Source organism: Xanthomonas vasicola, from assembly GCF_000772705.2.
In the GTDB taxonomy this organism is placed as follows: domain Bacteria; phylum Pseudomonadota; class Gammaproteobacteria; order Xanthomonadales; family Xanthomonadaceae; genus Xanthomonas; species Xanthomonas vasicola.
On sequence record NZ_JSBW02000027.1, the window covers coordinates 254,581 to 276,106 of the forward strand.

At 64.6% G+C, this 21,526-nt stretch carries 21 protein-coding genes; 17 read left to right on the top strand and 4 right to left on the bottom strand.

The window, feature by feature from the left end; translation table 11 throughout:
* Window positions 1-126 precede the first annotated feature (126 nt).
* The gene (locus NX05_RS06600; protein ID WP_039433472.1) at window positions 127-2,064 is read left to right on the top strand and encodes a DUF885 domain-containing protein; all 1,938 of its coding nucleotides are present in this window, start codon (window positions 127-129) and stop codon (window positions 2,062-2,064) included.
* A gap of 187 nt (window positions 2,065-2,251) precedes the next feature.
* On the opposite strand, the gene mmuM is transcribed toward NX05_RS06600, so the two are convergent.
* Window positions 2,252-3,217 (bottom strand): homocysteine S-methyltransferase, encoded by a 966-nt coding sequence (mmuM, locus tag NX05_RS06605; RefSeq protein WP_010380417.1) that lies wholly within the window; start codon window positions 3,215-3,217, stop codon window positions 2,252-2,254.
* The gene (mmuP, locus tag NX05_RS06610; protein ID WP_039433469.1) at window positions 3,214-4,611 is read right to left on the bottom strand and encodes an S-methylmethionine permease; all 1,398 of its coding nucleotides are present in this window, start codon (window positions 4,609-4,611) and stop codon (window positions 3,214-3,216) included. Before mmuP ends, mmuM begins: the two co-directional genes overlap by 4 nt.
* A gap of 360 nt (window positions 4,612-4,971) precedes the next feature.
* Here mmuP and gloA2 point away from each other — a divergent pair, with 360 nt between their 5' ends.
* The 16 genes from gloA2 to NX05_RS06690 all read left to right on the top strand — a co-directional run bounded on the left by gloA2 (window position 4,972) and on the right by NX05_RS06690 (window position 20,191).
* Entirely contained in the window at window positions 4,972-5,361 is a 390-nt protein-coding gene (gene gloA2, locus NX05_RS06615) for an SMU1112c/YaeR family gloxylase I-like metalloprotein (protein WP_039433466.1), read from the top strand.
* Between the two features lie 247 nt (window positions 5,362-5,608).
* Window positions 5,609-6,058, top strand: coding sequence for a DUF2147 domain-containing protein (locus tag NX05_RS06620; RefSeq protein WP_039433456.1), 450 nt, complete (start codon window positions 5,609-5,611; stop codon window positions 6,056-6,058).
* A 241-nt stretch (window positions 6,059-6,299) separates the two neighbouring features.
* Entirely contained in the window at window positions 6,300-8,378 is a 2,079-nt protein-coding gene (gene metG, locus NX05_RS06625; RefSeq protein WP_039433454.1) for a methionine--tRNA ligase, read from the top strand.
* A gap of 375 nt (window positions 8,379-8,753) precedes the next feature.
* On the top strand, window positions 8,754-9,344 hold the full coding sequence (locus NX05_RS06630; protein ID WP_039433452.1) for an HAD family hydrolase: 591 nt from the start codon (window positions 8,754-8,756) through the stop codon (window positions 9,342-9,344).
* Between the two features lies 1 nt (window position 9,345).
* A complete protein-coding gene (rnfB, locus tag NX05_RS06635) occupies window positions 9,346-9,774 on the top strand; it encodes an Rnf electron transport complex subunit RnfB (protein WP_052239612.1) in 429 nt (142 codons plus the stop codon).
* A gap of 667 nt (window positions 9,775-10,441) precedes the next feature.
* Window positions 10,442-11,227, top strand: a complete 786-nt coding sequence (locus NX05_RS06640; RefSeq protein WP_039433447.1) for a hypothetical protein — start codon at window positions 10,442-10,444, stop codon at window positions 11,225-11,227.
* 85 nt (window positions 11,228-11,312) lie between these two features.
* The gene (locus NX05_RS06645; RefSeq protein WP_039433442.1) at window positions 11,313-11,681 is read left to right on the top strand and encodes a DUF4345 family protein; all 369 of its coding nucleotides are present in this window, start codon (window positions 11,313-11,315) and stop codon (window positions 11,679-11,681) included.
* Window positions 11,682-11,739: 58 nt separating this feature from the next.
* Window positions 11,740-12,303: a sigma-70 family RNA polymerase sigma factor gene (locus NX05_RS06650; protein WP_010366088.1), complete on the top strand. Its 564-nt coding sequence runs from the start codon at window positions 11,740-11,742 to the stop codon at window positions 12,301-12,303.
* On the top strand, window positions 12,300-13,133 hold the full coding sequence (locus tag NX05_RS06655; protein ID WP_010366087.1) for an anti-sigma factor: 834 nt from the start codon (window positions 12,300-12,302) through the stop codon (window positions 13,131-13,133). Before NX05_RS06650 ends, NX05_RS06655 begins: the two co-directional genes overlap by 4 nt.
* A gap of 227 nt (window positions 13,134-13,360) precedes the next feature.
* Window positions 13,361-14,359, top strand: coding sequence for an acyl-CoA desaturase (locus NX05_RS06660; RefSeq protein ID WP_026112293.1), 999 nt, complete (start codon window positions 13,361-13,363; stop codon window positions 14,357-14,359).
* Window positions 14,356-15,606, top strand: coding sequence for an NAD(P)/FAD-dependent oxidoreductase (locus tag NX05_RS06665; protein ID WP_039433438.1), 1,251 nt, complete (start codon window positions 14,356-14,358; stop codon window positions 15,604-15,606). The genes NX05_RS06660 and NX05_RS06665 overlap by 4 nt, the downstream gene beginning before the upstream one ends.
* Entirely contained in the window at window positions 15,606-16,490 is an 885-nt protein-coding gene (locus tag NX05_RS06670) for a DUF1365 domain-containing protein (protein WP_039433435.1), read from the top strand. Before NX05_RS06665 ends, NX05_RS06670 begins: the two co-directional genes overlap by 1 nt.
* Entirely contained in the window at window positions 16,487-17,782 is a 1,296-nt protein-coding gene (locus tag NX05_RS06675; protein WP_039433432.1) for an SAM-dependent methyltransferase, read from the top strand. Before NX05_RS06670 ends, NX05_RS06675 begins: the two co-directional genes overlap by 4 nt.
* Window positions 17,779-18,324 carry a DUF2878 domain-containing protein gene (locus tag NX05_RS06680; RefSeq protein WP_039433429.1) on the top strand — a complete coding sequence of 182 codons (546 nt, stop codon included), beginning with the start codon at window positions 17,779-17,781 and terminating at the stop codon, window positions 18,322-18,324. Before NX05_RS06675 ends, NX05_RS06680 begins: the two co-directional genes overlap by 4 nt.
* Window positions 18,321-19,103: a DUF1295 domain-containing protein gene (locus NX05_RS06685; RefSeq protein ID WP_039433426.1), complete on the top strand. Its 783-nt coding sequence runs from the start codon at window positions 18,321-18,323 to the stop codon at window positions 19,101-19,103. The genes NX05_RS06680 and NX05_RS06685 overlap by 4 nt, the downstream gene beginning before the upstream one ends.
* Before the next feature lie 17 nt (window positions 19,104-19,120).
* The gene (locus tag NX05_RS06690) at window positions 19,121-20,191 is read left to right on the top strand and encodes an SAM-dependent methyltransferase (protein ID WP_039433423.1); all 1,071 of its coding nucleotides are present in this window, start codon (window positions 19,121-19,123) and stop codon (window positions 20,189-20,191) included.
* Window positions 20,192-20,386: 195 nt separating this feature from the next.
* Here the strand turns inward: NX05_RS06690 and NX05_RS06695 are convergent, their stop codons facing one another.
* Together NX05_RS06695 and NX05_RS06700 are read right to left on the bottom strand one after the other, a co-directional pair.
* On the bottom strand, window positions 20,387-20,734 hold the full coding sequence (locus NX05_RS06695) for a RidA family protein (RefSeq protein ID WP_010366067.1): 348 nt from the start codon (window positions 20,732-20,734) through the stop codon (window positions 20,387-20,389).
* 10 nt (window positions 20,735-20,744) lie between these two features.
* Window positions 20,745-21,452 (bottom strand): DUF998 domain-containing protein, encoded by a 708-nt coding sequence (locus NX05_RS06700; RefSeq protein WP_039433422.1) that lies wholly within the window; start codon window positions 21,450-21,452, stop codon window positions 20,745-20,747.
* Window positions 21,453-21,526 lie beyond the last annotated feature (74 nt).

The window sequence follows — 21,526 nt, forward strand, 5'->3', positions numbered from 1 at the left end:
CACCACGCAGGTGCAGCACCGCGCCCATGCGCCGCATGAATTGCCGATAGGCGGTATGACTCTAATGGGTGGCCGTAACCGTGCGGATCGGGCAAGCTCCCCGCTCGCTTGTTTCCGGAGCCGGTAATGCCCCTTCGCTTTTCCCGCCTGCTGTCCCTGGCCATGGCCGTCCTCTTAAGCCTGTCGCTGGCGGCGCCGGCCGACGCGGCCAAGAAGAAGACCGCCAAGGCACAGACAACGCAAACGCGCGCGAAGGCGAGCAAAGGCAAGAAGACCGCCAAGCCGGCAGCCAAGAGCACCAAGGGCAAGGGCAGCAGGGCCGCTACGGTCAGGCCACGCGCGGTTGCCGCGCCGGTGGTGCTGACCAAGGCGCAGCAGCTCAACCTGTTGTACGACCAATACTGGGACGCCTCGCTCAAGCTCAACCCGCTGCAGGCCACCTTCCAGGGCGAGAGCCGCTACAACGACCAGTTGCCGAACTTCCTGTCGCCGGCGTTCCGCCAGCAATCGCATGATTTCACCGTGCTGTGGTTGGGCAAGGCCGAGGCACTGGGGCCCGATGGGCTAAGCGGGCAGGATCTGCTCAGCTACCAGATCTTCGTGCGCGATGCGCGCAGCGCGCTGGCCGCCGAGCAGTTCCCCAGCTGGATGCTGCCGATCAACCAGTTCTACAACATCGCCAGCATTGCAGTGGTGTTGGGCTCGGGTACCGGCGCGCAGCCGTTCAAGACGGTCAAGGATTACGACAACTGGTCGCGGCGTGCGCTCGGCATCCCCGACCTGTTCGAGCAGGCCATCGCCAACATGCGTGCCGGCATGCAGGCCGGCGTGGTGCAGCCCAAGGTGCTGATGCAAAAGGTGTTGCCGCAGCTGGACGCGATCATTGCGCGCAATGCCGAGGACAGCCTGTTCTGGGGCCCGGTGCGCAACCTGCCCGCCGACATGCCCGAAGCCGACAAGCAGCGCATCACTGCCGAGTACAAGCGCATGATTGAAGTGCGCATCATGCCGGCCTACCGTGCATTGCGCGGCTTCATCGCCACCGAATACCTGCCCGCCTGCCGCGACAGCGATGGCCTTGCCGCCTTGCCGAATGGTGCGGCCTGGTACGCCTACGACGTACGCCAGAGCACCACCTCCGACCTGACACCGGAGCAGGTACATCAGATCGGCCTGGATGAGGTCGCTCGCTTGCAGAGCGAAATCCAGACATTGGCCAAACAGGTCAAATTCCGCGGCACCCTGCCCAAGTTTTACAAGTTCATGCAGACCGACCGGCGCTTCAGCTACCGCAGCGACACCGAGTTGCTGGGCACGTACCGCAGCCTGCAGGGCCGCGTGCAGCTGGCGGTACCGCGGCTGTTCAACACTCAGGGCATGCCGGCGCTGGAAGTGCGCGCGGTGGAACCGCAGCGTGCGCAATCGGCTGCCAGCGGCTCGTACATGCGCCCCAGCGGCAACGGCAGCACCCCGGGCATCTTCTACGTCAATACCTCCGACCTGCCCTCGCGCAAAACCTGGGAGGCCGAGAGCCTGTACCTGCACGAGGCCGTGCCCGGCCATCACTACCAGCTCGGGTTGCAGCAGCAGCTGACCGATTTGCCCAAGTTCCGCCGCCTGGGCGGCGAGACGGCGTACATCGAAGGCTGGGGCCTGTATGCCGAATCGTTGGGCCGCGAGCTGGGCCTGTATCAGGATCCATACAACTATTACGGCTATCTGCAGAATGCGTTATGGCGCTCGGTCCGCCTGGTCACCGACACCGGCCTGCACAGCAAAGGCTGGACGCGGAACCAGGCCATCGACTACATGGTGGACAACTCGGCCATGACCCGTACCGATGCCGAAGCCGAGGTGGATCGTTACATGGCCATCCCCGGTCAGGCGCTGGCCTACAAGGTGGGCGAGATGAAGATTGCGCAGTTGCGCGAACAGGCGCAGCGCGAGCTGGGCCCACGCTTCGATGTGCGCGCCTTCCACACCGAAGTGCTCAAGGACGGTTCGGTGCCGCTGGATATATTGCAGGACAAGATCCAACGCTGGATCGCTACACAGAAGGGCTGAGGCAAGCGGTCGCGGTCGTTAGACGGCGCTGACGTCGGCAGGCGCTGGTTAGCGTTGGCTTTGAGGCGGATTTGCCTTGTGTGGTCTCGTGCAACGCCGGCACCGCCTCGCAAGCTGCTTTCTGCGGGCAAGCCCCAGCTTCCCAGGTTGATCGCAAGATGGATTGTGAGGGCGTTTACAGGCCCGGTCAGTCCGCCAAACGTGCCGCCGCCAATGCGGCGATATCGCGTGGTGTGGTGCGGCAGCAGCCACCGACCAAGCGCGCGCCGGCCGCCAGCCACTGCGCATGCTGGTCGGCCAAGGTGAGCGCAGTTCCGTGGCCGGCATGCCAGCGTTTGTCGCTGGCGTCGTAGTGCTCGCCGGAGTTCGGGTACACCACCAGCGGTAACGCGGTCAGCGCCGACAGGCTGTGCAATGCGTCCGTCACCTGATCCAGCGCAATGCAGTTGATACCTATCGCGATCACCTGTGTACAGGCATCCAGGGCCGGCACCACCTGCGCCAGCGGCGTGCCATCACTCAGGTGCGCGGCGTCGCGCAAGGTGAAGGAAAACCACGCATGCAGCTGCGGAAACTCGTGTTGCAGCAACCGCCGCAACGCCACGATTTCGCCGGCCGCTGGCAATGTTTCGCAGGCCAGCAGATCTACGCCCGCCTCAGCCAGAGAAGCAATGCGCGGGCGATGGAAGTCCATCAACTGCTCCACCGGCAGCACGTAGTCGCCACGATATTCCGAACCATCGGCCAGATACGCGCCATACGGCCCAACCGAGCCGACCACCCACAACGGCGCGGCCTGCGGCTGCGCGTGCAGATGGTCGGCACGTGCCTGCACCGCCAGTTCCACGCTGCGTGCGATCAACGCCTGTGATTGCGCAACATCCAACCCGCGCGCGGCAAACCCCAGCGGCGTGGCCTGATAACTGGCGGTGATCGCGCATTGCGCACCGGCAGCGAAGTAATCGCGATGCACCTGATAGATCAACTGCGGCTGCTCCATCAGCACACGCGCCGACCACAGCGTATCGTTGAGATCGCATCCGCGCTGTTCCAGCTCGGTGGCCAGCGCGCCATCCAGCACCACGTAACCGTCGTGCTGCAAGGCCTGGCTGAAAGGGGCGTTGGCGCGCGGATGGCGTGGAAGAATCGTCATGCGTGCAGTCTCCGGGTCGCAAGCCATTGGGTGAGTGCGTAGGCGCCATAGCACAGCGCCACGAACGGAATGCCGCACCACAACGCGATGCGCTGCTGCGGATCGAATGCCAGCCCGATGCAGGCCAGCAGACACAGCGAAAAGCCGAGGATCGGCGTCCATGGGTACAACGGCGCGCGATACGCCAGCGTTTCCGGCGCAACGCCATCGCGCAGCAGTTGGCGACGGAAGCGGTAATGCGCGGCGCAAATGCTCAACCACACCACCACCACCGCAAACCCCGAGACCGCCGAGATCGCAACGAACACGGTGTCTGCCGCATACACGCCCGTGAGCAGTGCCAGTAACCCACCCAACATGCTCAACGACACCGCACGCAACGGAATGCCGCGGCCGGTCAACCGCGCCAAGCCCGACGGCAAGGTGCCTTCGTTGGCCAACGACCACAGCATGCGCGCGGCGGCATACAAACCGGAATTGGCCGCGGACAGGATCGCGGTGAGGATCACCGCATTCAAGATGTCTGCCGCGTACGGAATGCCCAACAACTCAAATGCGCGCACGAACGGGCTGGTCTCCACCGCCGCCTGTTGGGCAGGCAGCAGCGCCGCCAGCACCAGCACCGTGCCGACGAACAACACCACCAACCGGACCAGCGTGGTGCGGATCGCCAGTGGAATCGCGCGCGTCGGCTGCGCGGTTTCGCCGGCGGCCACACCAATCAACTCCGTCCCGGAAAATGCAAAATTCACCGCCACCATCGTCATCAAGATCGGCAGCGTGCCGTGCGCGAACCAGCCTTCGGCGCGCAGGTGGCGCATCCCGGGTGCGGGCGACCCATCGGCCAGTGGCAGCACGCCGATCACCGCCGCACCACCCAGCACGATGAACACCAAAATGGTGACGACCTTGATCAACGAGAACCAGAACTCGCCTTCGGCAAACCAGCGCGCCGACACAGTGTTCAAGCCAAAGATCAGCGCGCAGAACAGCAGACACCACGGCCACGCCGGGCTGTGCGGAAACCAGTACTGCATGCAGAACGCGGCTGCAGTCAGGCTCGAGCCCAATGCCACCGTCCAGGTCAGCCAATACAACCACGCCACCACGTAACCGGTGGCCGGACCCAGATAACGCGCGGCATACACATGAAACGCGCCGGTCTGCGGCATCGCTACCGCCAACTCCCCCAGGCATTGCATCACCAGGTACACCACCAACGCGCCGAGCAGATACGCCAGCACCGTGCCCAGCGCGCCGGTGCTGGCAATGATGTACCCGGTATTGAAGAACAAGCCGGTACCGATCACGCCGCCCAGTGAGAGCATCACCAGATGGCGCACCTGCATGCTGCGCTGAAACCGCGGTGCAGTGGTGGACGATGGTTCGGGCATGGGCGCGCGTGATCGGGGGCGCTCTATCCTGCCACGCGCACGCAGACGGGCACAGCCGTACGCAGGCGAGCTGTGACGCAGGGCCTGCTGCTCAGTCGCTGACGGTTATGCTGCCGATTGGTTTTTGCTGACTCTCCCCATGCCACACCATCGCCGTGCCGCCTTGCACACATCGTTTTGCCGCCTCGCTAGCCTGAACTGGCCTGGGCGCTCACCCACTCCACATAGCGCAACGTGCGCAGGCACTGCTGACCTTGCTGCGCTTTACATCGCAGGCACGCGTCTGCGCTATGCATGCAGGCAGTGGTCTAACACCTCGATATCCTCCGCATTGCCGATGGCGCTACTTCGGAGCGCCGCATGATGCTCGCTGGAATCCACCACGTGGCAATCATCGCCGGCGACTACGCGGTGTCCAAACAGTTCTATTGCGAGATTCTGGGCTTGCGTGTGCTCGATGAGCATTACCGACAGGCGCGCGACTCGTGGAAGCTGGATCTGGCGCTGCCCGACGGTGGGCAGATCGAGCTGTTCTCGTTCCCCAACGCGCCACTGCGGCCCAGCCGTCCGGAAGCGCGCGGCTTGCGCCACCTCGCCTTTCGCGTCGAAGACCTGGATGCCGCCGTCGCGCATCTCAACGCACACGGCGTAGCAACCGAAGACATCCGCATCGACGAATACACCGGCCGCCGCTTCAGCTTCTTCGCCGACCCGGATGACTTGCCGCTGGAGTTGTACGAGGTCGGCTGAGCTGGCGTGCAAAACCCGGCGGTGCTGCGGCAATCTCATGCGTGCCGGGGGCATCGCACTTGTCAGGCACCGCGTCAACTCTTGGCGCTGACGGCGGACACTCCCCAGCTGCCAGGACTGTAGGACCTCAGCCACCGGGCGCCGCGTGAACGCACCCTGCAGCGCGTCTTTCCCGCACCATACTCCACGGTATACATTCGCGATCAGGCCGCCGACGGTGGCCCTAGCAATCCCTGGGAGGGGAATCATGCGCAAGACCTACAAGACCCTGATGCTGGCCCTGCCGCTGGCCGCCGCCTCGCTGCTGGCCCAGGCTGCCGAGTCGCCGGTAGGCCGCTGGACGACCATCGACGACGAAACCGGCAAGCCCAAGTCGGTGGTGCAGATCGAGCAGGCCGCCAACGGCACGCTGACCGGCAAGGTGATCGAGATCCTGCAGTCCAACCATGGGCCCAACCCGACCTGCGACAAATGCGATGGCGCGCTCAAGGGCAAGCCGATCAAGGGCATGACCATCCTGTGGGGCCTCAAGCCCGACGGCACTGCGGTATGGAGTGGCGGCTCGGTGCTCGACCCGGCCAAGGGCAAGACCTACAAGTCCAAGATCACCCTCACCGACGGCGGCAAGAAGCTGCAGATGCGCGGCTATGTCGGCATCGAAGCGCTGGGCCGCACCCAGACCTGGGTGCGTGAGTAACCGGGAAACGGGAATCGGGAATCGTAAGAGCGGGCGCCCTTTTGGGCGCCTTTTTTTATGTTCGCCAGATCAAGACCCTTGCGAGAGGGACGGCAGTAGCGCTGGAAGCGATCGTGCCTACACGTGCCAAACGCCGGAACGCATCAGCGGCACGGCAACCGACCGCTGCAACCGATTCCCGATTCCCAACTCCCCATTCCCACTAATGCGATAATCGCGCGTCCCCCGCATTACGCCTGCCATGACCCGCACCGCACTCGTCACCACTGCCCTGCCCTACGCCAATGGCCCGCTGCATCTTGGCCATCTGGTCGGCTATATCCAGGCCGATATCTGGGTGCGCGCGCGCCGGTTGCGCGGCGACAAAACCTGGTTTGTTTGCGCCGACGACACCCACGGCACGCCGATCATGCTTGCTGCCGAGAAGGCCGGGGTGACCCCGGAAGCCTTTATCGCCAGCATCCAGGCCAGCCATGAGCGCGATTTCGCTGCGTTCGGGGTGACCTTCGACCATTACGACTCGACCAATTCGCCGGTCAATCGCGAGCTCACCGAGGCCTTCTACACCAAGCTGGAGGCTGCCGGTCACATCAGCCGCCGCTCGGTGGCGCAGTTCTACGACCCGGCCAAGGGCATGTTCCTGCCGGACCGCTACATCAAGGGCATCTGTCCCAACTGCGGCAGCGCCGACCAGTACGGCGACAACTGCGAAGTCTGCGGCGCGACCTATGCACCGACCGAGCTGAAAGAGCCGAAATCGGTGATCTCCGGCGCGACGCCGGAGCTGCGCGATTCAGAACATTTCTTCTTCGAAGTAGGCCATTTCGACGGCTTCCTGCGCGAGTGGCTGGCTGGCGATGTGGCGCTGCCCGGCGTCAAGGCCAAGCTCAAGGAATGGCTGGATACCGAGGGCGGCCTGCGCGCCTGGGACATTTCGCGCGATGCGCCGTATTTCGGTTTCCAGATTCCCGGCCAGCCGGGCAAGTATTTCTACGTGTGGCTGGATGCGCCGATCGGCTACCTGTGCAGCTTCAAGACGCTGTGCGCGCAGATGGGCGAAGACTTCGCATCGCATCTGCGTGCCGGCACGCAGACCGAGCTGCATCACTTCATCGGCAAGGACATCGTGAATTTCCACGGCCTGTTCTGGCCGGCGGTGCTGCATGGTACCGGCCACCGCGCGCCAACCCGCCTGCACGTCAATGGCTACCTGACCGTGGACGGCGCCAAGATGTCTAAGTCGCGCGGCACCTTTGTGATGGCGCGGACCTTCCTGGATGTCGGCCTGGAACCCGAAGCGCTGCGCTATTACTTTGCGGCCAAGTCTTCCGGCGGGGTGGACGATCTTGACCTCAACCTGGGCGATTTCATCGCGCGGGTGAATGCGGACCTGGTCGGCAAGTTCGTCAACCTGGCCAGCCGCTGCGCCGGTTTCATCGGCAAGCGCTTCGACGGCAAGCTGGCCGAGGCACTGCCCGATGCAGCGCAGTACGACCGCTTCGTCGCCGCACTGGCGCCGATCCGCGAGGCCTACGAGCGCAACGATGCCGCCAGCGCGATCCGCCAGACCATGGCGCTGGCCGACGAGGCCAACAAATACATCGACGACACCAAACCGTGGGTGATCGCCAAGCAGGACGGCGCCGACGCGCAACTGCAATCGGTGTGCACGCAGGGCCTGAACCTGTTCCGGATCCTGGTGGCCGCGCTCAAGCCGATCCTGCCGCGTACCTGTGCCGAAGCCGAAGCGTTCCTGTCGGCACCGATGACCAGTTGGGAGGACGTGATCCGCCCGCTGACTTCGCACACGATCCAGCCCTACACCGCCTTGTTCACCCGTATCGACCCCAAATTGATCGACGCCATGACCGACGCTTCCAAAGACACCCTCGCTGCACCGGCTGCAACCAGCACCAAGCCAGCAGCGGCCAAGGCAGATGCAAAGCCTGCTGCACCCGCCAATCCCGAGTCCCCAATCTCCACTCCCAGCTTCGTCGGCATGGACGACTTCGCCAAACTCGATCTGCGCATCGGCAAGGTGCTGGTCTGCGAATTCGTGGAAGGCTCGGACAAGCTGCTGCGCTTCGAACTGGATGCCGGCGAGCTAGGCAAGCGGCAGATTTTCTCGGGCATCCGCGCCAGCTACGGCGAGCCGGAAACGCTGGTCGGCCGCAGCGTGGTGTTCATCGCCAACCTGGCCCCGCGCAAGATGCGCTTCGGCATCAGCGAAGGCATGATTCTGTCGGCCGGCTTCGACGGCGGCGCCCTGGCGCTGCTGGATGCCGATAGCGGCGCGCAGCCGGGCATGCCGGTTAGGTGATGGGATTGGGGATTGGGGATTGGGGAATTGGGATTCGTAAGAGCCGGTTTGCTCGGTCTGCAAGATCTGCCAATTGCGAGTTTGAAATCGCAGCACTCACCACTCCAAACATGGCATTAGGCTTGAGGGCGGTTGACAGAACCTGCTGAAAACACGAAATAGTTGGGCAGGTGCGGCGCCGCGCGCTATTAAGCCCCCTCTGCTCGCGGGAGAGGGTACGAGCGAAGCCACACGGGACTGGCAACTGCACGTGGCTTCGCCTATACCCTCATCCGCCCCTGCGGGGCACCGTCTCCCTCATAAAGGGGGACAATGTCCCAAATGGGAGAAGGAAAATCAGCAACACCGCTTCAACCCATCCCCAATCCCCGCCCCATGCACCTAGCCCTGTTCGACTTCGACCACACCATCACCACCTGCGACACCTATGAGCGTTTCTTGCGCAAGGTGGCGACGCCGGCGCAGCTGGCGGCGGCGAAGTGGCAGGTGCAACCGTGGGTGCTGGGGTATCGGATGGGCCTGGTGGCCGCAGCAGCATTGCGCGCGCGGGTGACGCGATTGGTGTTCAGCGGCCGCTCGCTGGATGATATTAGCGCGCATGGTGCCGAGTACGCGCGCACTGCGCTGCCGGGCGTGCTGCGTCCCGAGATGATGCAACGCATCGACTGGCATCAGGCACAGGGACATGAAGTAGTGCTGGTCTCGGCATCGCTGGATCTATATCTGCAACCGTGGTGCGCAGCGCATGGGCTATCGCTGATCTGCAACCGGCTGGAACATGCTGCAGGCGTACTGACCGGACGTTATGCCGAAGGCGATTGCGGCCCGCACAAGACGACGCAGATCAAGGCGCGCTACGACCTGCCCGCGTATGCATGCGTGCATGCGTACGGCGACAGCCGCGAAGACAAACCGATGCTCGCGCTTGCGCAACAGCGCTGGTATCGCGGTAATTTGCTGCCCTGAGATGGCCGCGATGTCCGCCCCTGCCCTCGATCTGGTCGAGCGCCTCGACCGCCTGCTGCCGCAAACCCAATGCGGGCAATGCGGGTACGACGGCTGCCGCCCGTATGCACAGGCGATGGCAGATGGATTAGCCACGATCGATCACTGCCCACCCGGCGGCGATGCGGGGGCACGCGCATTGGCGCAGGTGCTGGGCGTGCCGGCATGTTCCTACGATCGCAGTCGCGGCACGCACAAATTGCCGCAGGTGGCCTGGATTGTGGAAGCCGATTGCATCGGCTGCACCAAGTGCATCCAGGTCTGCCCGGTGGATGCCATCGTCGGCGGCGCCAAGCACATGCACACGGTGATCGCGCCGCTGTGCACCGGCTGCGAACTGTGTCTGCCGGCCTGCCCGGTGGATTGCATCGAGTTGCACCCAGCCGGCTGAGTGCGATGCTCAGCGCGATGCCGCGATCTGTGGACGCGTGCGTGGCCACCGGTTCACGCATATCGCGTCACGGTCCCACGTTGCGCAAGCCAGATCTGAGCGAGCGCGAATTGGAGATACGCCCCCGATCAACCAGCTGATCTGCCGCATCCGGCTAGGGAATGCCAGAAACAGGGCATCTACGACACCGCAAGCGGACCAACATTTGATCGAAACCCGGGTTGTAACCGTGTTTGGCTGCGCACCATCTACATGCGCCACGAAGATCTGCGCATAGACAGAGCGATGCGCCAAGCTGCGACCGGAAACATCCATCGAGCTCACGGGTCCACCATTCCCTGTGCATGCCACTTGATTGCGGCGCCCGCATGCGCCCACCGGCGCTGCACCATGGGCGCTTGCCTGCGCGTATTCATCACGCGGGTTGCCGCTGTGCTCACACATCGCAACAAGCCCGCCAGAACCAGCGCGCGCCATGCAGACAGCGGGCATCCAGAGCGCTTCATGCGTCACGCCGGAGTCGAACCACACATCCCGTTGCCAGCGACCCCAGGCCATTCGCCCCGGCCCTCCAACCCACGTGCTGTCAGAAACGTCCTGACGCAACCGGCGCATCCGTGCTGCGGCCGCGCCCGTATTGGTAAGCACTCCCATCGAGGATCTGCCGATGCGCCCACTTGCCGCTGCCCTCACTGCGCTCAACGTCCGTTGCCGGCCAATTCCGCCGGTGCTGCTGGTGCTATGCAGCCTGCCACTAAGTGCAGCGGCAGTGACGCGGGTGGATGGCGATGCCTTCGACGGCGACAGCGGCGCGTTGCGGTACCGCGAATCGCATTGGCTGCTCGACGACGGTGGGCGGCTGGTGCTGTACCGCTGCCCGGACGGGCGTGCGTTCGCGCGCAAGCAGGTCGACGGCGGCGGCACTTCGCCCGATTTCAGCCTGATCGATGGGCGCGATGGGTATCGCGAAGGTGTGCGCCAACGCGAAGGCGTGCGCGAAATGTTTCAGCTCGCACCCGGCAAACCCGAACGCCGCACCACGCTGCCGCCGAGCGCCGGCGCACGGGTGATCGATGCGGGGTTCGACACCTATCTGCGCAACCAGTGGGATGCCATCGCAAGCGCGCCGCAAAAGGTGGATTTCGTGCTGCCCAGCCTGCAGCGGCAGCTGGGCTTCCGGGTCGAACGCATGGGCGATGCTGCAGGTCAGCGGCGCTTCCGCATCAGTCTGGATGCCTGGTACGGCGCGGCGGTGCCCTCGCTGGAGGTGCGTTATTCGATCGCCGACAAACGCCTGCTCGAATTCCGCGGGGTCGGTAATCTGCGCGATGCGAACGGCCGCTATCCGCGCGTGCGCATCGTGTTTCCGGACACCGCTGCGCGCGCGGCCAGTGCCGAGGAATTGCGCGAGGCGCGCGAGCAGCCGCTGGCCAAGTCGTGCAGCGCCCCGTGAGCCAGGCCCGCGCCATCTTCACGTTCGACCACGCGCCGGTGCGTACAACGGCCCGGGCACCCATTCCCCGCACTGGAGCACCATCGTGGCAAAAGCCTATCTCTGGATCAATGCAGTGCTCTACGTCGCCCTGGCGGTGTGGTGCACGCTCTCCCCGGCCAAGACCGCAACCGCGGTGGGCTATACCCAGCTCTCGCCGGCCGGGCAATCCGAATACCTGGTCATCTACGGTGGCCTGCAGCTGGGCATGGCGTTCCTGTTCGGCTATTTCGCATGGACCGATCAAGCCCGCACTGGGCTGGTGGTCGCCCTTGCGTTCTATGTCCCGATCGTGCTGTTCCGCAACATCGCGCTCGCGCGCCTGTGGCCGGTCTCTGCACCCACGGTTGCGCTTGCCGGTGTTGAGATCCTGCTGCTGCTCGCCGCAGTGCTGTTGTGGGTCCAGCGTAAGTGAAGGACACGCTCGGCCCAGTCCGGTAGCATCGCCCCCACCTAAACCAACGCCCGACCGCATGAGTGCCATTCCTGGCCACGACGACGATGAGACCGGACGCCTGCTGACCGCCACTGCGGGCGGCGACCGACATGCTTTCGAAGTGCTGTACCGGCAGACCTCCGCCAAGCTGTTTGGGGTGTGCCTGCGCATGATCCCGCAACGCGCCGAAGCTGAAGAGGTGCTGCAGGACGTGTTCACGCTGATCTGGCACAAGGCCGGGCAATTCGACCCAACGCGCGCACGCGGGCTGACCTGGCTGGCGATGATCGCGCGTAACAAGGCAATCGATCACCTGCGCGCCAACGCGCCGCAGCGCCGCAACGTGGCGCTGGACGATGCCGGCGAACTGCGTGCCAGCGATGCCTCGCCGCTGGAGCGCACTGAGCGCGCCAGCACGCGTCGGCGCATCGATCATTGTCTGGCCGAGCTGGAACCACCGCGCAGCGAGTTGATCCGCACTGCGTTCTTCGAAGGCATCACCTACGAAGAACTCGCCGCGCGCACCGACACACCGATCGGCACGGTCAAAAGCTGGATCCGTCGTGGTCTGGCCAAACTCAAGGCATGTCTGGAACGATGAGCACGCCCCTTCCCATCGACCAGGAACCGCCGCGCGACGTGCTTGCCGGCGAATACGTGCTCGGCCTGCTGAGCGCCGAAGAACGTCTTGCGGCCGAACAACGCGTTGCCACCGACGGTCAGTTCGCTCAGGCCGTCTTGCAGTGGCAGGAACTGCTGGCGCCACTGCTGGAAGAAATCGCGGCGGAAACGCCACCGGATCAAGTGTGGGCACGTGTGCGCCAGACGCTGGGCTTCGATACGCCCTTGCGTGCAGTGCCGTCTGCGGCGCCGGTCAGCCCCAATGCGCCGGCAGCACCGTTGTGGAACAACGTGCGGTTCTGGCGCTGGGCCAGCGTCGGTGGTCTGGCCACTGCAGCGGTCTGCGTGCTCGCCCTGCTCAACCTGCGCACGCCGCCGGCACCGGTGCAGCCGCCGCCGACCGGCGAGGTGGTGCAGACCCCAGTCACCCCGCCAGCCACAAATCCGCCTGTCGCAACCGGGATCGCCATGACCTCGACCCTGGCTACCGAAGACGGTCGCCCTGGTTACGTGGCCTTGATGGATGCCGACAAGCACACCATCACGGTGACGCCGCTGGACCGCACTGCCACCGTCGGCAAGGTACCGGAGCTGTGGCTGATCACCCCCGATGGCAAGGCGCATTCGATGGGCACGTTCGACGATCAGCGTGCACGGCGTGCGCAGATCCCCGATCAGTTGATGCCAATGCTCAGCAACGAGGCGCTCCTGGCCGTCACGCTCGAACCGCCGGGCGGCGCACCGGGTGGTGTTGCCACCGGCACTGTGGTTGCGAAGGGCGGCATCAGCACGCTGGCAATGGCGCCCTGACTCAGTGCGCCTGACCTCGCTTGCGCGCGCGTCGCAAGCGGGGCTTTCTTGGAAACAGCCTCATCCGCGCCAGCACATTCTCTGGCGCGGGCAATGTGTGCGCAGTTGCGCGATTCATTCGCGACGCCAAGCGAACCCCGCTCATGCATGCGACGATCAAGCGGCCTGGTGCATCTGTTTGCCGGCAGCGTCCGTATTGGGCCACGACTAACCATGGAGAATCACGCGTGCCGAGCACTGGCCTCGACCCTCGCGCCGCAGCGCCGCAGCCCGCAGCCACGCCACCGCGTAGCGGGTTGGCGGCGCGCATCGGCAGCCTGCGCCGCTGGGTGGATTCGCAAACCGACGAGCCCCTGGACGAAGCGCGCGCCGATCGCATCGACTGGCTCCGCGCACTGCCCTTCATCGCATTGCACCTGGCCTGCCTGGCGGTGTTCTGGGTAGGCGCGTCCTGGTTTGCGGTGGGTATGGCGGTGGCGTTGTATGCGTTGCGCATGTTTGCGCTCACCGGGTTTTATCACCGCTACTTCTCGCACCGTGCGTTCAAGACCTCGCGGGTGCTGCAGTTCGTCTTCGCCGCCATCGGAGCCACCTGCGTGCAGCGCGGGCCGTTGTGGTGGGCAGCGCATCATCGCAACCACCATCGGCATACCGATACCGGCCGCGACCCGCATTCGCCGGCGCAGCACGGCTTTTGGTGGAGCCATACTGGCTGGTTCCTGACCCCGCGTAATTTCCGCACCGATTGGGAAGTGATTCCCGATCTGCGCCGCTTTGCCGAACTGCGCTTTCTGGACCGCTTCGACATCGTGATGCCGTTAGTGCTGGCGCTGGGCCTGTACCTGCTCGGCGACTGGCTGGCGGTTGCGGCGCCCGCGCTGAAGACCAGCGGTGCGCAATTGCTGGTGTGGGGCTTTGTGATCTCCACCGTGGCGCTGTTCCATGCCACCTTCACCATCAACTCGCTGGCGCACCGCTTCGGTAGCCGGCGCTTCGACACGCGCGACGACAGCCGCAACAACTGGCTGCTCGCCTTGCTCACCTTCGGCGAAGGCTGGCACAACAATCACCACTTTTTCCCCGGCTCCGCGCGCCAGGGCTTGCGGTGGTGGGAATACGACGTGACCTGGTACGGACTCACCGCGATGTCGTGGGTGGGGCTGGTCTGGGACCTGAAACCCATGCCGAAGAAGCTCACCCAGCGCGCCGAACGGGTGACGCGATGAGCGAGGGCAGGATTGCCGTGGTCGGCAGCGGCATCGCCGGCCTCGGCGCGGCGTGGCTGTTGTCGCGGCGCTACGAAGTGACCTTGTTCGAGGCATCGGATTATCTGGGCGGCCATACGCACACGCACGACATCCAGTTGGAAGGTCAGCGTCACGCAGTGGATAGTGGCTTCATCGTGTTCAACCCGCAGCATTACCCACTGCTCACGCGGATGTTCGCCGAGCTGGATGTTGCCGCGCAGCCGACCACGATGAGTTTTTCGGTACACGATGCGCGCAGTGGGCTTGAATACAACGCCGGCAGCCTGGGCGGGTTGTTCTGCCAGCGCCGCAATCTGCTCAGCCCACGGTTCTGGGGCATGCTGGCCGACCTGCGCCGCTTTTATCGCCAGGCACCAGCGGTGCTGCACAGCGGCGAGCGTTTCAGCACGCTGGGTGCGTATCTGCAGCGGCACGGCTATTCGGATGCATTTCGCGACCAGCACCTTGTACCGATGGCGTCTGCGCTGTGGTCTTCACCCTCGCAGACCATTCTCGAATTCCCCATGGGCCAGCTGATCGGCTTCATGGCCAATCACCACATGCTGCAAGTGAGCGGGCGTCCGCAGTGGCAGGTGGTGCGTGGCGGATCCAACAGCTATGTGCGTGCGTTGAGTCGGAGCTGGCAGGTGATCGAACGCCTGTCCACACCGGTGCGGTCGATCCGTCGCACGCCCAATGGCGTGGTGCTGGAGGCATCGCGTTGCGAGGAACACTTCAACCACGTGGTGCTGGCCTGTCATGCCGACGATGCGCTGGCCTTGCTCAGCGATGCCACGCCAGCCGAGCAGCAGATTCTGGGCGGCATCACGTATCAGGACAACGATACCGTGCTGCATACCGATGCCAGCGTGCTGCCACGCGACCGACGCGCCTGGGCAGCATGGAATGCGCATGTGCCGGCCGACCCCAATGCCGCCTGCACGGTGAGCTATTGGATGAACGCACTGCAGTCGATCAGCTCCCCGCAGCAGTTCATCGTCAGCCTCAATCGCGATCACGCTATCGACCCGAGCAAGGTGCTGCGGCGCATGCGCTATCGCCACCCGGTACAGAATGCAGCCGCACTTGCAGCGCAGACGCGCAAGGCCGAGATCCAGGGCGTGCAGAACACCTGGTTTGCCGGCGCAGCGTGGGGCTTTGGTTTCCACGAAGACGGCCTGCGCAGCGGTGTGGATGTCGCGCAGGGCCTGGGAGTGCAGTGGTAATGCAGCTGCTGCGCGAAGCCCACACCGACGCGGCGCCGTTGCCCTCTGCCGAGGGCAGCGGCGCCGGTCGCGTGGTGGAGCCGTTGCGCAGCGCGATCTACACCGGTTGGGTGCGGCACCGCCGATTCATGCCCAAAGCACTGCAATTCCGCTATCGCCTGTTCCTGATGTATCTGGATCTGTCCGAACTGGATCAGGTGTTTGCGCAGCGCTGGTTATGGTCGGTGGGGCGCGCCAACCTGGCGCAGTTCCGGCGCAGCGATTATCTAGGCGATGCGAATATTCCGCTGGACCAGGCGGTGCGCGATTGCGTGCAGGCGCACACCGGCGAGCGCCCTGAAGGCGCGATTCAGCTGCTGACGCATTTGCGCTACTTCGGCCACGTGTTCAATCCGGTCAGCTTTTACTATTGCTTCGATCGCCACGACGGCTTGCGCTGGATCGTGGCCGAAATCACCAACACGCCCTGGCAGCAGCGTCATACCTATGTGCTGCCGGTTGCGCAGGCGCGCACGCATCGCGATGTGCACGCGTGGCGCTTCGACAAGCGCTTCCACGTTTCGCCGTTCATGGGCATGCAGCATCGCTACGACTGGCGCTTCAGCGTGCCGGACGCGCAGTTGCGCGTGCACATGGACGTGCTGGACGCCGTCGGCGACGATGCCGACGGCGCCATCGACAACAGCGGCACGCGCCGCTTCGACGCCACCTTGGTGCTGCAACGGCAACCGCTCACCGCGCGCAACCTGGCGCGTACGTTGCTGGCTTACCCGTTGATGACGGTCTGGGTGGTGATCGCTATTCATTGGCAGGCCTTGCGCCTGTGGCTGCGCGGCAATCCTGTCCACGACCACCCTCACCCGCCTGTGCGAGAACCCCGATGAACGCCACGTCCCTGCCCGATCACGCTGCGCCGCGCGCGGCTTCCTGGTCAGACCGTCTGTTGCGCAAGCGCCTGTTGGCAACGCTTGGCGAATTGCGTGACGGGCAACTGCAACTGCATGAAGGCGGCGCTGTCACCACGCTAGGCACGGCCACTGGCGCGGACGCCTTGCAGACGCAGTTGCGCGTGATCGATCCTGGCTTTTATCGCCAGGCTGCGCTCAACGGCAGCGTCGGTGCGGGCGAGTCGTATATGGAGGGGCAGTGGCAGTGCGATGACCTGGTTGCGTTGATGCGGCTGCTGCTGCGCAATCGTGAGCGATTGGATGCAATGGAGACCGGTACCGCGCGCCTGGGTGGTTGGGCCATGCGCAGCCTGCATGCGTTTGCGCGCAATACCCGTAGCGGCAGCCGGCGCAATATCGCTGCGCATTACGATCTGGGCAACCCGCTGTTCAAGCTGTTTCTGGATGAAAACCTGATGTATTCGTCGGCCATCTTCGTCGATGGCGAAGAGGCGCTAGGCGAAGCAGCGCTGGAGCGCGCGGCCACCCGCAAGCTCGAACGCATCTGCCAGAAGTTGCGCCTTGGCCCGCAGCATCATGTCGTGGAGATCGGCACCGGCTGGGGTGGCTTTGCGCTGCATGCTGCACGCGCACATGGCTGCCGCGTCACCACCACCACCATTTCGCGCGAGCAATTCGATCTGGCCACGCAGCGCATCGCCGCAGCCGGTTTGAGCGATCGGGTGACGGTGTTGTTGCGCGACTATCGCGACCTGGAAGGCCGCTTCGACCGCGTGGTGTCGATCGAGATGATCGAAGCGATCGGCCACCAGTATCTGGACACCTATTTCGCCAAGGTCGGCAGCCTGCTGGCCGACGATGGCGAGGCGCTGATCCAGGCCATCACCATCGAAGACCACCGCTACAAACAGGCGCTGCACTCGGTGGATTTCATCAAACGACATATCTTCCCGGGCAGCTTTATTCCGTCGGTGGCGGCAATGACCGGTGCGATTGCGCGTGCCAGCGATCTGCGCCTGTTCAATTTGGAAGACATCGGCCCGAGCTATGCGCTGACCTTGCGCGCGTGGCGGCAGCGCTTCATGGCGCAGTTGCCGCAGGTGCGTGCACTGGGCTACGACGAACGCTTCATCCGCATGTGGGAGTTCTACCTGGCGTATTGCGAGGCCGGCTTCCTGGAACGCTCGATCGGCGATGTGCATTTGTGGCTGAGCAAGCCCGGTGCGCGCCCGCCGCAGTTCGTGCCCGGCCTTGCCGCCGACGCATGAAGCAGCTCGGCAACTACCTTGGCCTGCAGGTGCTATGGCTGGTGGCCGTCAGCGCCGCTGCGCATGCGCGCGTCTGGCCAACGCTGCTGGCGCTGGCGGTGTTTGCGCTGTATCAGCTGTGGCCATCGCGCCGTGCGCCGGGCGATGTTCCGTTGATGATCGCGGGGTTGTCGCTGGGATTGCTGCTGGATACAACGCTAGCCGCCGCCAATTGGGTGCGCTACGCCGCGCCGTGGCCAGGCAGCCTGCTGGCGCCGCCGTGGATTTTGGCGCTGTGGCTGGGCTTTGCACTCACCCTCAATCATTCGCTGGCCACGGTGATGCAGCGGCCGTGGCTTGCAGTGTTGCTCGGCGCCATCTTCGGTCCGTTTTCGTATTGGCTGGCGCAACGCAGCTGGCACGCGGTGGAATTTCAATCGCCTTACCTGCACGCCGTGCTCGCCACGGGCATCGGCTGGGGCGTGGTCTGCGGCGTGTTGTCGCTGTATGCACGCCGGCTGGCGCGACCATCGCCTGCGCACCTCACCGGAGAACTGCAATGAATGTCTGGCCGCTGCTGCATGTAGGCGTGTTCGCAAGCGTGGTCATGGTGATCGGCTGGCTGTGGCAACGCCGCAGCGGCAACGCCGGCCCGGTCGATGTGTTGTGGGCGAGCTGCCTGGCAGTGGCTGCACCGTATTGCGCGTGGGTGTCCGATGGCGCCGTGCTACCGCGCGTGCTGGTAGCGGTGCTCGGCGGCATGTGGGGTGCGCGGCTGGCGCTGCATCTGGGCGTGCGCGTGTTCGGCGACCCGCACGAAGATGGCCGCTATCGCGCATTGCGCGAGCATTGGAATGGCAGCCAGAGCAAGTTCCTCGGGTTTTTCCTGGCCCAGGCGGTAGTGGTCGTGCTGTTCGCCGTGCCGTTTCTCGCCGCTGCCAGCAACCCGCGCCCTGACTGGAGCGTGTGGACCACCATTGCCGCTGCCCTATGGTTGATTGCCGTCGGTGGCGAAGCGTTGGCGGACCGACAGTTGTCGGCGCACAAGGCCAACCCGGCCAATCGTGGCAAGACCTGCCGCACGGGTTTATGGCGGTACTCGCGCCATCCCAATTACTTTTTCGAGTTCGTGCACTGGTTTGCGTACCTGGCGCTGGCCGTGGGTGCCGGGCCCTGGCCGGTGGTGCTGTGCGCGCTCGGCCCGGTGGTGATGTTCGTGTTTCTGTATCGCTTCACCGGCATTCCTTACACCGAGCAGCAGGCACTGCGCTCGCGTGGCGAGGATTACGCCCAATACCAGCGCAGCACCAGCGCGTTCTTTCCGCTTCCCCCTTCGTCCTGAATTGCCTGGAGAGTTGCATGTCTACCGTTATCGTCCCGCCCTCCTCGCAGCCTGAAGAATCCTTCGCCACCCGGCTCGCCGAATCCGGTGTACTGCCCGACGCCGCGTTGCGCTACGGCATCCGTCGCCTGTGCGCGCAGCGCCTGCGCGATGAGCGCGGCAACGATGCCAATGCCAATGGCGAACGCCAGCGCGCCTTCATCGACAGCCTGCGTGCCAGCGCGATCGCGATCGAAACCGATGCGGCCAACCGCCAGCATTACGAGTTGCCGCCGCAGTTCTTCACCCTGTGCCTGGGACGACGGCTCAAGTACAGCAGCTGCTATTGGGACGCCAGCACGCCGAATCTGGATGCGGCCGAAGAACGCATGTTGGCGCTGTACGGCGAGCGCGCCGAACTGGCCGATGGCCAGCGCATTCTGGAATTAGGCTGCGGCTGGGGTTCGTTGACCTTGTGGATGGCCGAGCGCTATCCCAATGCCAGCATCACTGCGGTGTCGAACTCGCGCCCGCAGCGCGCGCACATTCTGGAGCAGTGCCGCGTGCGCGGGCTGGGCAACGTGCAGGTGATCACCGCCGACGTCAACGCGCTGGCGCTACCACCGGGGGGCTTTGATCGCGTGGTGTCGGTGGAAATGTTCGAGCACATGCGCAATTACCGCGAGCTGCTCGCACGCGTCGGCAGCTGGCTGGCGCCGGGCGGCAAGTTGTTCGTGCACATTTTTTGCCACCGCGACCTGGCCTATCCATTCGAAGTGGCCGGCGAAGACAACTGGATGGGCCGGCATTTCTTCACCGGCGGACTGATGCCGGCGGCCGACACCCTGCTGCATTTCCAGCAAGACGTGGTGATCGAACAACGCTGGGTGCTGTCGGGCGAACATTACGAAAAAACCGCCAATGCCTGGCTGGAAAACCAGGACCGCCACCGCGACCAGATCATGCCGCTGTTGAAGCAAACCTACGGCGACGACGCACAGCGGTGGTGGCAGCGCTGGCGCATGTTCTGGCTGGCCTGTGCGGAACTGTTCGGCTACGACCAGGGCCGCGAATGGGGCGTGGCGCATTACCGCTTCGTCAAGCGCTGACGCCCAGCCGCCGCGAACACAACAACGCACGGCCGGAATACCTGCGCGACCGCGTGCCGGCGGAAGCGATTCACGGCAGACGCCGCGCTTCCGCCTGCATCTGCGCGATCTGACACGCAGCAGCAGCGTTTTCGCAGCGATGCGGTGCGTGCAATCGCGCGCACCGCATGTCGATCGTTTTACTCGTTATTGCGATCAACCCGCCGCAGCGGTGACCACGATTTCCACCTTCCACTCCGGCCGTGCCAACTTGGCTTCGACGGTAGCGCGCGCAGGCGTGAAACCATGCGGCACCCACTCGTCCCAGGCCGTGTTCATGCCATCGAAATCGGCGATGTCGGCAAGGTAGATTTCCGCGCGCAGGATCTTGGTCTTGTCGCTGGCCGCCAGTGCCAGCAGCTTGTCGATCTCGCCCAGCACCTGGCGGGTCTGCCCGGTGATGTCTTCGCTGGTGTCCTCGGCAACCTGGCCGGCCAGGTAACACACGCCGGCATGAACGGTCATTTCGGACATCCGCGGACCCGCATCGAATCGCTGCACCATTTCTGACTTCCTACGGTTGATTGACGCCCGCATTGTCCCGCGAATGCGGCAAGCGTGCAGCCCCGTCGCGCACGCAGCGTGCCAACCACGTGCCTGCCAGCACCATCCAGACCACGATCAGCACGATGGCGATCTTCTGGCTGATGCCCAAGGGCGCGCTGGTCACGGTGACATGGAACAGCAACGCCGCAAACGCGGCCCAGCCCAGCAGGAAGGCCACGGGAAAGTGCGCGCGCCACAGCGGATCGCGGCGGAAATACCACGACTGCAGCAACACCGCCGCAATCACGCACAGAAACGTCATATCTGCCGACAACACATGCACCATCGCGGCCGCCTGCGGCGCCAGCTCAGGCATCCAGCTGTCGCCGATCGACACCATGCACAGGCCCACGCCCGCCATCCAGAACAGACCCAGCACGGTGCGGCTGCGCGCAGCCGGCGCCAACGCCGCATACAACCCCAGCGCCAGCCATGCCATCGTGGCGGCCAGCAGGCAGTAGGCGGTACGTAGCAACAAGCCGTACGGGCCGTGCAGATAGGCGCTCAGTTGCGCATCTACCCACCACAGATCGCTGCGCAGCCATTGCAGCGTCAGTACCAGCCCGATGAAGGCCAGGCCCGCAGTGGCGGCAGTGCGGCCGGCATAGCCGCTCCAGCGCGGCGGCGGGGTCTGCGGCGGGTACGCAAACGTCGGGGAATCGGGTGGATTGCGCATCAGCAGCCTGTGTGCCTTCCAACTGTCATGGCGGTCCTGCCGTGTCCGTGCGGCACGTGTGTGCGGGTTTGCCC